Origin of the sequence: Fictibacillus iocasae (genome assembly GCF_042665465.1) — a bacterium.
In the GTDB taxonomy this organism is placed as follows: domain Bacteria; phylum Bacillota; class Bacilli; order Bacillales; family Fictibacillaceae; genus Fictibacillus; species Fictibacillus iocasae.
The window spans coordinates 38,458-51,220 of the sequence record NZ_JBHTCP010000003.1; the positions used below are offsets into that span (position 1 = coordinate 38,458).

A 12,763-nucleotide genomic window follows, 5' to 3' on the forward strand; every position below is an offset into this window, starting at 1 on the left:
ACATCCTTAATGAATCGTACCGGCGTTGATGATCGGCTGGCTGCCTTTTTCTGAAACGAGTGCGACGAGCAGATTGTTCACCATCTGCGCCTTTTTCTCTTCATCCAGATCCACGACACCTTCTTCAGAAAGCTGTTCGATCGCTGACTTAACGAGGCCTACTGCTCCGTCCACGATTACTTTTCTTGCGGAGAGGACGGCTTGTGCCTGCTGGCGCTGCAGCATCGCAGAGGCAATCTCTGATGAATAGGCGAGATGCATGATTCGCGCTTCGAGCACTTGTACTCCTGCTAGATCAAGGCGCTTTTGCAGGTCGATCGCCAGCTGTTCGGCGATCTCGTCACTATGCTGCCGGAGACTCATCGTGTTTTCTTCGCCGTGAACATCGTACGGGTATTGGCTGGCGATGTGCCGGATGCCGGTCTCGCTTTGAATATGAACGAAGCGTCCGTAGTCTTCCACATCAAACACGGCCTTCGCTGAATCTGATACTTTATATACCACAACAGCCGCGATTTGAATCGGATTACCTTGCAGATCATTCACTTTAAGCTTCTCACTCGTAAAGTTGGATACTCTAAGGGAAACGTTTCGCTTTAATGTAAGAGGTACGGTCAGCCAGAAGCCTTGCTCGCGGATCACGCCGACGTACGTGCCAAAAAAAGTGAGGACTTTTGCTGAATTCGGCGCGACCACGGTTAAACTGGATAGAACAACCAGTGCAGCCAGACCGCAAAGTGCAGCTGCGAATAGATATAGCGGTCCGGATTCAGGAACGTTCAACACAAAAAAAACGGCTGCAGCGCCGAACAGCAGAGAAGCTAACGTCCCTAAAAAACCATTCATCTTCCAAACATTTTTCTCCATAATTTTGTCCCCCTTATTGAATATCAAAGTGATATCACATCTATATCATATCATGGAATAATTGGTAAATATATACTTTTTTGTGTGCGTGCTCAAATAAAAAAAGCGGTATGGTCACCGCTTAAACATTCCTTCTATTTTGGATATGGTTTGCTTTAATAAATCAATAGTCCGCATCGTGTCGCCGCTGTATTCGTAGCTGTGATTGGCCCCTTCCGCTATCGTGCATTCCAAGCGGCCTCTATTCATAATTTTTTCCACAGCGTCAGCTGAGTAATGGCGGTCATCGCTTCCAATAAAGACAAGTCCATCTTGAATGGTGCTGAGCATGGATTCTAAAACCATGTTCTCATGCAGCAGCGGTGTCAGCCAGACTGTTTCAGCAGACGAAAAGGGTTCATTTTTCAGCAATGCGGCCATCGCAATAGTGCCGATAGATTTTCCGATCAAAAAATAGCTGTTATACTTTCGGCTGCATAGAACGTCTGCCAGAACATCAAGCGAATCCTGCTGCAGTGCCTCATCGATCTCCTGAATGCTGAAACAACGGTAATCATCGCTTGAATAACGATAGTTCACATGAAGCACATCGCAATTGTGATGAAGGGCAACCCCTGTGGCATAGTGCAGCAAAGGCCCTTCCGCACTGTAGCCAAGCCCCGGCAGTATGACGGCCAGTGAAGACGCGTCTTCTGATACTGAAAGCAGCGTGTACGGTACATCCAGCCCTTTATATCCCGTTATGCTTCCTCTCGATCCATTCAGGTTCATTGATTTCCTCCAATAATCTTTTCTGTTTTTCAAGTTCTCCTAAACTGCTGCAATCTCCTTCTAAAGTCGTACCTTTTGTTCCATGCTTTGCCCGAGGTGAGTTTCAGCAGAAATAAATACAATGAATATATGATAAAGGAAAGGTTTTGAAAGAATGAACCATTATATTTGTAAAACATGCGGCGTAGAGTATGCAAAAACCGCTGAGCCGCCGATGAACTGTATCATATGTGATGATGAAAGACAGTACATCCCGCAAAATGGACAAAGATGGACGAGTATGCAGGAGATGATCAGAAGCCGCATTTACAGCAATGAAATCATTCAGCAAGAAGACAACCTTTGGAGCATCACGACAAAGCCTGAATTTGCTATCGGCCAGTCCGCCTATCTTTTGAAAACAGAATCACTAAACGTGCTGTGGGACTGTGTCACGTATCTGGATGATGATACTGAGCGGCGAATTCGCAACCTTGGCGGCTTGGACGCCATCGCCCTTTCGCATCCCCATTATTATTCTGCTCAAGCGGAGTGGGCAGAGCGGTTCAATGTTCCGCTGTATATACATGAAGACGACAGATCATGGGTCATGAGAAACACCCCTCATATTGTGTTTTGGAGCGGAGAAGTGCTTCCGCTGACCAGCGAGATCACGCTGATCCGACTCGGCGGCCATTTTAAAGGCGGAGCGGTGCTTCATTATCGCGGCGGCGAGCGGGAGGGGGGCTTGCTTTTGAGCGGGGACATACTCACTGTAACAGCCGACCGGAGGCATGTAAGTTTTATGTACAGCTATCCTAACTACATTCCTCTCCCAGCTTCTACGGTCAAACGCATGGCAGATGTATTAAAGAGATATTCATTTAGTGCGCTTTATCAAGCGTTTTTAAGAAAGGTTGAGAGTGAGGCAGATTTTAGGGTGCAAAAATCGGCAGAGCGTTATATCGCTGCGCTCGAAGGCACTTATTTCAGCACATGATGTACCGGTTTCCTTTTTTCGTTATACTGTCACTATAGTGATTTGAGGAGGTCATCATCTTGGATAAAAAAGAATGGCGCCGATTGATGAAACAAAAGCTGCACCAGCTGCAGGATGAAGAACGACGAAAAATATACGAGGAAATTCATAAGAAACTGTTCTCCTCAACGTTATGGCGTGACGCCGAAACAATAGGCATTACCGTTTCTCGTGATTTTGAGCTTCCTACAAAACCGGTTATCGAAAAAGCGTGGCAGGAAGGAAAAACGGTTGCAGTGCCAAGATGCCAGAAGGATTCAAAGACCATGGAGTTCAGGGTGATCACGTCTTTCAGCGATCTGGAAAATGAGTATATGGATCTTTTTGAACCGATCGTGAAAAAAACAGACGTGCTGATCGGAGACCAAATTCATTTGATGTTCGTTCCTGGGCTCGTTTTCAGTCTGAAAGGCTTTCGAATCGGTTACGGAGGAGGGTATTATGATCGTTACCTGGCGAATTATCAAAACCCAACACTCTCTCTTGCTTTCTCGTTCCAGATAACAGCTGACGTCCCTAGTGAGCCGTTTGATATCCCCGTCGACTTTTTGCTCAGCGAAGACGGTCTGGTGAAAGTGTGAACAGCATGTATGCGGCGATAATCGGCATCAGTCTTTTTTGTGTGATCATACTATGGCAGCGTCTTCTCACAAAGGGAGGCGCTCTGGCTGCCTTTTTTCTAGGAGTTACGTCTTTCGCGGCGTTTGGCGGCCGCAGCCTCATGATAATAGGTGCGTTTTTTGTGAGTTCAATGTTGTGGACGAAAGTGGGAAAAAGCAAAAAGGATGAGTCGCAAATATTGCGTCATGAATCAGGCGGAAGATCAGCGGGGCAAGTGCTCGCCAACGGCGGTGCTGGACTATTGGCAGCACTGCTGTCACTATTGTTTCCTTCACCTATATGGATCGCAGCCTTCGCTGCTTCGTTTGCAGAAGCGGCGGCGGACACATGGGCTTCTGAGCTTGGTTTTCTTTCAAAATCCAAGCCGTATCACATTAAGCTTCGCAAACGGGTGGAAGCGGGGCTTTCAGGAGCCGTTTCCACTTTCGGTACAGCCGCTGCGATAGCAGGAGGAGCCTTTATTTCGGTGATTTCCTTAGTGCTGTATGATGAAATAACGCCTGCCACTCTTGTTTTTATTCTCATAGGTGCAATTGCCGGCTGTTTCGCAGACACCTTATTTGGGGCATATGTGGAACCGTCCTATACATGCCGTGTTTGTGGTATCCAGACTGAGGCGGACGAACATTGTGGATGGAAGCCTGTGAAAATCTGGGGCAGCAGACTGATGACAAACAACGCTGTCAACTTCCTTTCTTCTTTGACTGCTGGCGGCCTGGCGCTTGCCGCTTCTGCTTTACTAGCGTGAGTGAATAATTTAAGACGCATTAGTGGAAAGTAAGGGAAGAAAGGGGCGAAACCAAGATATGCGATTTCTGTTAAAAACCATTCTGCTTATAGGCGCTGGTATGATGGGGTACAAATACCGTTATCGACTTTTAAACATGGCACTCGGAGTACCTGCGATCAGACGCTTTGCAGTAGGCAGCGCCATGTCATTTCCAGGCGTGCGTTCTAAAGTAATGGATGACATTTTTGAATAACCAGACTGCTATTTTCTTTGACCTCGATGACACTCTTATCGATTACGAAGCCGCTTTTGAGCAGGCTTCTTTATTTTCGATCAAAGCTTTGCACCCACATCGTGATGAGAGAGAGTTTTTTCAGTTCTTTAAATATTATTGTGACGCATATTGGAGCAGCTATGAAAAGGGCTCTTTGTTAAAACAGGAATATCAAGCGTTGCGTTACAACAAAGCAGTGGAAGCCATGGGCTATCACGCTGAAGAAAGGGAGGCTTGTTCATTTCAAGAGCAGTTAATACAAAAAATTCCGGAAGTCTGTTCTCCCTTTCCATGGAGTGTCCATGTTCTTACCTGCCTGAAGTCTCAGGGGATTCCCTGGGGAATCATCAGCAATGGATATTCCAGCCTGCAAAGGGCAAAAATGGGGTGCCTGCCAACTTTGCCAGAGGAAAGACATATTTTTATTTCTGAAGAGAATGGCTTTGAAAAGCCCAACCCCGATTATTTCCGGTTTGTTCAGAAAAAAACAGGATGGATGCGGCCAGTTTATGTAGGAAATTCATATGAACTGGATATAGTGCCAGCAAAAGAAGCCGGCTGGAGAACCCTTTGGTTAAGCCCTGAAAATGGAAAAACTCCGATCATTACGCCTAGCCTGCTTGCCTCCTTCCTTACTTCGCAATATTTAGTATAATAAGGACAGACATATCGAACAGGGGGAAGCTAGTATGAAAATGACTGACAGCCAAAATATCGTGAACCTTCTAAAAGAACTCGTACATATCCCTAGTCCGTCAGGCTTTGCACATAAAGCGGTAGCGCACGTAGGACAATTTCTTGAAAAGAATGGCGTCGATTATACCATAACGAACAAAGGAGCGATCATTGGCACGATTAAAGGGATCGATGATTCCAAGCATAGGATGCTGACAGCTCACGTAGATACGCTAGGCGCGATGGTGAAAGAAGTGAAAAGCAGCGGGCGGCTGAGCCTTTCCATGATCGGCGGGTACTATTGGAACACGGTCGAAGGCGAATATTGCACCATCCATACTTCATCAGGAAAAGAAATCACCGGCACGGTGCTTATGCATGAAACAGCTGGCCACGTCTATAAAGGTATGAATGAGCTTAAACGAGATGAAAAGCATATGGAAGTAAGGGTGGATGGGGTATTCACGAGCAAGGAAGATGCGCTCAAAGCAGGGATTTCTGTTGGGGATTTTGTTTCGTTTTCTCCGCGATTTGAGGAAACCGAGTCAGGGTTCATCAAATCAAGACACCTTGATGATAAAGCTAGTGTTGCCATCTTGATGCAAATCATAGAAACGATCAAGCAGCAGAAAATCAATCTGCCGTACACGACGCATTTCCTGATCAGCAACAATGAAGAAATCGGCTATGGCGGGAACTCCAGTATTCCGGCAGAGACGGTAGAGTATTTGGCGGTCGATATGGGAGCGATCGGAGACGGCCAGGCGACAGATGAATTTACGGTTTCCATCTGCGCTAAAGATTCTAGCGGCCCTTATCATCTTGGTTTACGAAACCAGCTTGTGCGATTGGCTGAAGAAAACGGCATCGAATATAAAGTGGATATCTATCCGTATTATTCTTCTGACGCTTCAGCAGCGATTAAGGCAGGATACGATATCGTCCACGGTTTAATCGGTCCAGGAATCGATGCCTCTCATGCTTTTGAACGGACACACATTCAATCACTTCTTCACACCGCTAATTTAATATTGGCGTATCTACAGTCGTCTATGAACAGAGAACATGCATAGATGGTGATGTGAGACGGCTGTATTCTGCTAAGTAAGAGACCGTACCCTTTCAACAGGAAGGTGTACGGTCTTTTGTATGAAGACACATAACGTTGCATCACGATTTCACCAAAAATAAATAACATAATGTTATTATGGTTAACAGCTTGGTGCAGCCATGTATTAATTTTGATTTTCACGTTAAGGATGGTAACAGGAGGGATTAGTACCTTGAGTTATTATCCAAAAAAACATCCTATCACCACTTCGTTTGATGAAAACGTTGCTTATTTGAAAAAGCAGCTGGGCATTGATATCAGCTTTGACTGCTTATACTTGGATTTGGAATATGCGGGGAGGAGAATGGCTTTCTTTATGATCGACGGTTTTATCAAGGATGATATCCTGCATTATTTGATGAAGCTGCTATCTCAGCTGGAGCCTGGAGATCTCGATCCTAACCCGCTTATGAAGCTGTTGAAAACGCACATTCCTTACATTGAAGTTGGCAAGACAGATGATTTAAATCAAGGGGTAGACTGGGTGCTCAGCGGACCGGCCATTTTACTGTGTGAAGGTGTGGATGCAGTCATCTCCATCGATGCCAGAACGTATCCTGTCAGAGGTCCAGAAGAGCCAGATGTGGAAAAAGTGGTGCGCGGAGCACGCGACGGTTTTGTTGAGACGATTATTTTTAACACGGCGCTGACGAGAAGAAGGGTACGCGACCGTTCGCTCCGTATGGAGTATTTAAGCATCGGCAGGCGCTCTAAAACGGATGTGTGTGTCTCGTATATCGAGGATATCGCTGATCCTCACATCGTAAAAGAAATTAAAGAATCGCTTAAGAAAATTGACACAGACGGTTTGCCGATGGGTGAAAAAACGGTGGAAGAGTTCGTTTGCGGGAGGCATTGGAACCCGTATCCGCTAGTGCGCTATACTGAGCGGCCAGACACAGCAGCGGTGCATCTGCTTGAAGGCCATGTTTTGGTTTACGTGGACGGCTCTCCAGCGGTCTTGATTACTCCGACAACATTCTGGCACCATCTGCAGCATGCCGAAGAATATCGGCAGAAGCCTGTAGTGGGGGCTTATTTGCGGCTCGTTCGATTTCTTGCGGTATGGGTCTCCATTTTTCTTCTTCCGCTCTGGTATTTGCTGGCGGTCGAACAAGGGCTGCTCCCGGCAGAGCTTACGTTTATCGGGCCTGAAAAAGATGCAGCGATTCCGCTACTTATCCAATTTATATTAATCGAGCTGGGAATGGACATGCTTCGAATGGCAACCATCCATACACCTTCTGCCGTTTCCACCTCACTCGGTCTCGTCGCAGCGATTTTAATCGGTTCTGTGGCTGTAGAAGTAGGCATGTTCATCAACGAGGTCATTTTATATCTCGCGATTGCAGCGATCGGCACATTTGCGACACCTACCTACGAGCTAAGCTTGGCGAACCGGATCGTCCGGCTGCTATTGCTGCTTGTCACCGCGTTATTTGGAGTTCCTGGTTATGTGGGGGGATCTGCACTGCTCATACTCTTTTTTACAACGTTCAAGTCCTTTCATATCCCTTATTTATGGCCATTCATCCCATTTAACTATCGAGCACTTCGCGATGTGGTCTTCCGTTCCCCTATCCCGCTAAAAAACAGAAGACCGGCTGTTCTTCATCCAAAGGATCCGGATAGATAACGTGTGAAGCCAGGAGATAATCTCTTCTGGCTTTTTTTATATGGAAGAGAAAGAGATCAGCGAATAAAAACGGTTTATAAATTTGTGCAAAGGCTTGCATTGATTTGATATAATATGATCGGTGATGAAAATGAAAACGTTTTATGATGTTCAGCAGCTGCTGAAAAGATTTGGGTCGTTTATTTATACGGGACACCGGCTAGGTGACATTGAGCTCATGATGGATGAGGTGCGTCAGCTTTATACAGACAACCTGATACAAGCAGATGAGTTTCAAAAAGCCGTGCTCATTCTCCGAGCCGAACAAAATAAATTTCAATAAAGGGGACATTAAGATGGCAGAACAATGGCTTGCAGGAATAGATGTTGGCGGTACAACGATAAAGATGGCCTTCGTTTCGATGGAGGGGGAGATCATTCAAAAGTGGGAGATTCCGACAGATGTATCCGAAGGCGGAAAACATATCACAACACATATTAGCAGCTCTTTAAAACATACATTAAAGACACTCGGTAAAGAGGAAGGCGTCTTAAAAGGAATCGGATTAGGTGCACCTGGATTTATCGAGATGAAAACAGGGTTTATTCATCAGGCAGTCAACATCGGGTGGAAGGATTACCCGCTGAAAGACGAACTTGAAAAAGAGACAGGCCTTACTGTGACAGTGGAGAACGATGCAAACATGGCAGCGATTGGAGAAATGTGGAAAGGTGCAGGTAATGGAGAAAGCGACCTATTGTGCGTAACACTCGGAACAGGGGTGGGTGGAGGAATCATTTCCAACGGTCAAATCGTGCATGGGGTGAACGGAATGGCAGGAGAAATCGGCCATATCACGAGCATTACAGAAGGCGGAGCGGCATGTAACTGCGGAAAAACTGGCTGCATTGAAACCATCGCATCGGCTACGGGTATTGCGAGAATTGCAGCGGTTGGTATGGAGAATCATCGAGATTCTTCGCTGTATGACATTTGGAAAGAATCGAAGACGTTAACAGCAAAGGACGTAGCGGTAGAGGCTGAAAAAGGAGATGCGTATGCCGCTCAAGTACTTGATGAAATCACGTTCCACCTCGGTCTAGTTGTCGCGAACTTGTCAAATGCCATCAATCCAGGAATGATCGTCATCGGTGGCGGGGTCTCCAGCGCAGGTGAGACGCTGTTAAGGCCGCTTCGCACACATTTTGAGAAGTTCGCTCTTCCACGCGTAGCACAAGGCGCTCAATTCGCCATTGCCACACTAGGCAATGACGCCGGTGTAATCGGTGGAGCATGGCTCGCAAAACAAAGCATCAAATAAAAATAACAGCAGCCTCCTGAACATTCAGGAGGCTTATTTTTGATAGGAAAAGGGAATCGAGCTTATTGAACGCTCTGCTTTTGAAACTTTTTTTATGGTGTTCCGTCTAATGATTTGGCTGTATAAAAAGCACCTTGTCGTATAATCTCTTTATTTGTCAGAATCTTGAATTAGTCCTTTAGGGTATTGTAATCCCCATTGAAACACTATATTATAACCTTTATGTAAAGGGATATTAAAAAATTATTAAGTGTTCGTAAAGGATGGTAGCCGGCTGAAAGCAGGACCCTTTAGGTTATCAGGGAAGCTAGGAGGTAGACGGAACTCATGAAGCAAAAGATGAAGCAGACTTTTTCCGATTATCAGTTCTTTTTTATTGCGATAATGTTTTTATGGATTAAAACATATGTCATTTACAAAACAGCTTTTGACATTCCCATGGAGAACACCATGCAGCAGGTGATATTATTTATCAACCCACTCAGCTCCACCGTGCTGTTTTTCTTGTTCAGTTTATATTTTCAAGGGAAAGCTCATAGGCACATGATCGTTTTGATCAGTGCAGCAGCTTCTTTCGTCATGTATGCTAATATGGTGTTTTATCGATTTTTTAATGATTTTATTACCATACCGGTACTTTTTCAGACGAGCAACATGGGGGACCTGGGTAACAGTGTTTTCACACTGATAGAGCCTTTGGATATGCTCGTGTTTGCTGACATTATTCTGCTCGCTGTCTGGATGAACCGCAAAGGCTATGCACCAAAACGTGCAACAAGAAAACAAATCGGACTTACCTTTACTGCGGCTGTCGTGTTGTTCATCGTGAATGTGGGCATCGCAGAAACGGAAAGGCCACAGCTTTTGACACGTTCGTTTGACAGGGAGATGCTGATCAAGAACATCGGTACTTATAACTACCATGTATACGATGCCATTATTCAATCCAAAGCAAAAGCGCAGCGTGCGTTCGCAGATGGAAGTGAAATTACCGACGTCGAAAACTATGTCAGCGCCAACTATAAAAATCCAGATCCCAAAATGTTTGGCAAGGCAAAAGGGAAAAATGTCTTTCTGATTTCGGTGGAATCTACACAAAATTTTGTAATAAATGAAACGGTAAACGGCAAAGAAATCACACCATTTTTAAATGATCTGATCCAGGAAAGCTACTATTTTCCTAACTTTTATCACCAAACAGGGCAAGGGAAAACCTCAGATTCGGAATTTTTGCTCGATAATTCACTCTACCCGCTGCCAAGCGGTGCTGTATTCTTCACTCATGCGCAAAATCAATACAACGCAACACCGGAGCTGATCAAAAAGCACGGTTATGAGTCTGCTGTATTGCATGCCAATAATAAAAGCTTTTGGAATCGTGATATTATGTACGATTCGCTTGGCTATGACAAGTTTTTCTCGTTAAAAGAATATGATGTGACGCCAGAGAATTCAATCGGCTGGGGACTGAAGGACCGCGAGTTTCTTCAGCAGTCACTGCCACATATTCAGTCGATGAAAAAGCCATTTTATGCGAAGTTCATCACACTAACCAATCATTTTCCGTTCACATTAGATGAAGAAGATGAGTACATTCCTGAATGGACTTCAGCGGATGGAACGGTAAACCGATACTTCACGACGGTCCGTTATACGGATGAAGCGTTAAAAGAATTCTTCGCGTCAGTAAAGAAGGCCGGGCTTTATGAGGATTCGATCTTCATTCTTTACGGAGACCACTACGGGATCTCTGAAAACCATAATCCTGCAATGGCCCAGTTCCTAGGCAAAGAGATCACGCCATTTGAGTCGGTGCAGCTGCAAAAGGTTCCGCTGATAATCCACATGCCTGGTGAAAAAGGAAAAGTTTTGCCAACAGTCGGAGGTCAAATTGACCTGAAACCGACCATCATGCATCTATTAGGAATAGAAACCAAGAACGATATTCAGTTTGGAACGGATTTGTTTGCGAAAGACCGCCAGGATTTCGCGGTATTGCGAGATAACTCGTATATCACAAAAGATGCGCTATTTACTGGAAACATCTGCTACGATAAGCGTACTGGAGAAAAAACGGACAGCAAGCTTTGTGAGCCTCTTGGTGCACGAGCAAAAACGGAGCTGCAATATTCCGATAAGATTATCTACGGTGACCTTCTTCGTTTTCTTAACAAAAACAGCAGCCAAGTGACCAAGTGAAAAGGACGAAAGATAAGAAAAGCGGGAACCCAGAAATAGCGGGTTTCCGCTTTCTTTTTGGCATAAACAGCAAAGTGTTTCATACACTTTTACGAGCAGAAAGGGAGGTGTTTTCTGTGAAAGTGAAAGTAAGGAACGGTGATACGATCACCTATTATAGCCGCTTGTTCTCTCTTCCGCCTTCGCTGATTTTATCAGAGGACGGAAAAGAAACGATGATACAGGGTGACACCATCATCATACCCGGGTATAAAATAAGTCCCTACCAAGTCAAGCAGGGAGATACACTCATTGGTTTAAGTGAAGCGTTATCAGTGCCAGTTGATATGCTGCATTTACTTAATCAAGAAAAACTGAGCGAGAATGGGGCTTATTGGAACATACCGCAAAGGATGGAGGATGCTTTATATTCCGGGAAAAAGGAGTATACATCTGAAACGCTTCAAAAAGACGCCGAATCACTCACTAACGCCTATCCGTTCATCCGAAAAGAAGTGATTGGACATTCTGTGCTAGAGAAGCCTATTATTATGCTGATCATAGGGAACGGCCCCAAAAAGGTTCATATAAACGCTTCATTTCATGCGAACGAATGGATCACCACAGGGGTATTAATGGAATTCTTGCAGCGCCTGGCACAATCAGCTGTATCTAATGGAAATTTGGCAGAGATCAAAGCAAGAAAGCTGATAGAAGACATCACAATTTTTGCTGTGCCTATGGTGGACCCTGATGGAGTGGACCTTGTTCTGAAAGGCCCGCCTGCTCATCCTGAGTTTGGCCCTCTTGCAATGAGTCTCAATAAGAACAGCAGTGATTTCACAGGATGGAAAGCGAATATAAGAGGAGTGGACTTAAACAATCAGTTTCCTGCTCTTTGGGAGATAGAAAAAGAAAGAAAACCACAGCAGCCATCGCCACGTGACTATCCTGGAGATGAACCGCTCAGTGAACCTGAAGCAAAGGCTATGGCGCTCATTGCTGAAACATATCGATTTGATGCGGTAATTGCCCTGCACACACAAGGACAGGAGATCTATTGGGGATTTGAAGGCAGAGAGCCGACGGTATCAGAAGAGGTTGTGAAAAAGATGGAGCAGCGAACCGGTTACCGAGCCCTTCAATATCTAGACAGCTACGCAGGATATAAAGATTGGTTTATCTATCATTTTCAAAAACCAGGATTCACTATTGAGCTTGGCCTTGGTGTGAATCCCATTGATTTGGAACAGTTTGAAGAAATCTACCAGCAGGCGGTTCAGATCTTTCTGGCTGCCATGGAATGATGCAGACAAAAACCGTCAGTTCCAGGTAAAGGAACTGACGGTTTTTGGCGAGAACATGTTCAATTAGTGTCCTGATGTGCCTCCGCTGCCGAAGAAAGTGTCAAGAACCGTCATGACAGTAAACCAGCCGAACACGGCAAACGTTAAAAAAGCGAAGCCGGCGGCAAACAAGTTTTTAATTTTGAGTGTGCGCAACAAACCAAAAGCAGCCAGGATGGCCACTAAGCCTGTAATGATCGCTAATCCCATTTTAAAGCCCCCTTGCTGTGTAATA

At 45.2% G+C, this 12,763-nt stretch carries 14 protein-coding genes; 11 read left to right on the forward strand and 3 right to left on the reverse strand.

Annotated elements, in window-relative coordinates; genetic code table 11:
- Positions 1-6: 6 nt before the first annotated feature.
- Entirely contained in the window at positions 7-870 is an 864-nt protein-coding gene (locus ACFQPF_RS01735; protein WP_379745840.1) for an SPFH domain-containing protein, read from the reverse strand.
- A gap of 111 nt (positions 871-981) precedes the next feature.
- Positions 982-1,638 (reverse strand): alpha/beta hydrolase, encoded by a 657-nt coding sequence (locus tag ACFQPF_RS01740; protein ID WP_379745612.1) that lies wholly within the window; start codon positions 1,636-1,638, stop codon positions 982-984.
- Between the two features lie 154 nt (positions 1,639-1,792).
- On the opposite strand from ACFQPF_RS01740, the gene ACFQPF_RS01745 reads away from it, so the two are divergent.
- From ACFQPF_RS01745 to ACFQPF_RS01795, 11 genes are all read left to right on the forward strand, one after another.
- Positions 1,793-2,617, forward strand: a complete 825-nt coding sequence (locus ACFQPF_RS01745; protein WP_379745615.1) for an MBL fold metallo-hydrolase — start codon at positions 1,793-1,795, stop codon at positions 2,615-2,617.
- Between the two features lie 59 nt (positions 2,618-2,676).
- A complete protein-coding gene (locus ACFQPF_RS01750) occupies positions 2,677-3,237 on the forward strand; it encodes a 5-formyltetrahydrofolate cyclo-ligase (RefSeq protein ID WP_379745618.1) in 561 nt (186 codons plus the stop codon).
- A 5-nt stretch (positions 3,238-3,242) separates the two neighbouring features.
- Entirely contained in the window at positions 3,243-4,025 is a 783-nt protein-coding gene (locus ACFQPF_RS01755; RefSeq protein WP_379745843.1) for a DUF92 domain-containing protein, read from the forward strand.
- 58 nt (positions 4,026-4,083) lie between these two features.
- On the forward strand, positions 4,084-4,260 hold the full coding sequence (locus ACFQPF_RS01760; RefSeq protein WP_379745621.1) for a hypothetical protein: 177 nt from the start codon (positions 4,084-4,086) through the stop codon (positions 4,258-4,260).
- Positions 4,253-4,936, forward strand: coding sequence for an HAD family hydrolase (locus ACFQPF_RS01765; RefSeq protein ID WP_379745624.1), 684 nt, complete (start codon positions 4,253-4,255; stop codon positions 4,934-4,936). The genes ACFQPF_RS01760 and ACFQPF_RS01765 overlap by 8 nt, the downstream gene beginning before the upstream one ends.
- Before the next feature lie 40 nt (positions 4,937-4,976).
- Positions 4,977-6,029 carry a M42 family metallopeptidase gene (locus ACFQPF_RS01770; RefSeq protein ID WP_379745846.1) on the forward strand — a complete coding sequence of 351 codons (1,053 nt, stop codon included), beginning with the start codon at positions 4,977-4,979 and terminating at the stop codon, positions 6,027-6,029.
- 186 nt (positions 6,030-6,215) lie between these two features.
- Positions 6,216-7,703, forward strand: coding sequence for a spore germination protein (locus tag ACFQPF_RS01775; protein WP_379745849.1), 1,488 nt, complete (start codon positions 6,216-6,218; stop codon positions 7,701-7,703).
- A gap of 130 nt (positions 7,704-7,833) precedes the next feature.
- Positions 7,834-8,025: a YqgQ family protein gene (locus ACFQPF_RS01780; protein WP_379745627.1), complete on the forward strand. Its 192-nt coding sequence runs from the start codon at positions 7,834-7,836 to the stop codon at positions 8,023-8,025.
- Positions 8,026-8,038: 13 nt separating this feature from the next.
- A complete protein-coding gene (locus ACFQPF_RS01785) occupies positions 8,039-9,004 on the forward strand; it encodes an ROK family glucokinase (RefSeq protein WP_379745629.1) in 966 nt (321 codons plus the stop codon).
- Between the two features lie 327 nt (positions 9,005-9,331).
- On the forward strand, positions 9,332-11,203 hold the full coding sequence (locus ACFQPF_RS01790; protein ID WP_379745632.1) for an LTA synthase family protein: 1,872 nt from the start codon (positions 9,332-9,334) through the stop codon (positions 11,201-11,203).
- Between the two features lie 116 nt (positions 11,204-11,319).
- Entirely contained in the window at positions 11,320-12,489 is a 1,170-nt protein-coding gene (locus ACFQPF_RS01795; protein ID WP_379745635.1) for a M14 family metallopeptidase, read from the forward strand.
- A gap of 63 nt (positions 12,490-12,552) precedes the next feature.
- Here the strand turns inward: ACFQPF_RS01795 and ACFQPF_RS01800 are convergent, their stop codons facing one another.
- Positions 12,553-12,738 carry a DUF2759 domain-containing protein gene (locus ACFQPF_RS01800; protein ID WP_379745638.1) on the reverse strand — a complete coding sequence of 62 codons (186 nt, stop codon included), beginning with the start codon at positions 12,736-12,738 and terminating at the stop codon, positions 12,553-12,555.
- Between the last annotated feature and the right edge of the window lie 25 nt (positions 12,739-12,763).

Coding starts and splice junctions, on each gene's coding strand:
- ACFQPF_RS01740 (WP_379745612.1), bottom strand. CDS start 1,638: ATGAACCTGAATGGATCGAGAGGAAGCATAACGGGATATAAAGGGCTG.
- ACFQPF_RS01745 (WP_379745615.1), top strand. CDS start 1,793: ATGAACCATTATATTTGTAAAACATGCGGCGTAGAGTATGCAAAAACC.
- ACFQPF_RS01755 (WP_379745843.1), top strand. CDS start 3,243: ATGTATGCGGCGATAATCGGCATCAGTCTTTTTTGTGTGATCATACTA.
- ACFQPF_RS01760 (WP_379745621.1), top strand. CDS start 4,084: ATGCGATTTCTGTTAAAAACCATTCTGCTTATAGGCGCTGGTATGATG.
- ACFQPF_RS01770 (WP_379745846.1), top strand. CDS start 4,977: ATGACTGACAGCCAAAATATCGTGAACCTTCTAAAAGAACTCGTACAT.
- ACFQPF_RS01775 (WP_379745849.1), top strand. CDS start 6,216: ATGGTAACAGGAGGGATTAGTACCTTGAGTTATTATCCAAAAAAACAT.
- ACFQPF_RS01780 (WP_379745627.1), top strand. CDS start 7,834: ATGAAAACGTTTTATGATGTTCAGCAGCTGCTGAAAAGATTTGGGTCG.
- ACFQPF_RS01785 (WP_379745629.1), top strand. CDS start 8,039: ATGGCAGAACAATGGCTTGCAGGAATAGATGTTGGCGGTACAACGATA.
- ACFQPF_RS01790 (WP_379745632.1), top strand. CDS start 9,332: ATGAAGCAAAAGATGAAGCAGACTTTTTCCGATTATCAGTTCTTTTTT.
- ACFQPF_RS01800 (WP_379745638.1), bottom strand. CDS start 12,738: ATGGGATTAGCGATCATTACAGGCTTAGTGGCCATCCTGGCTGCTTTT.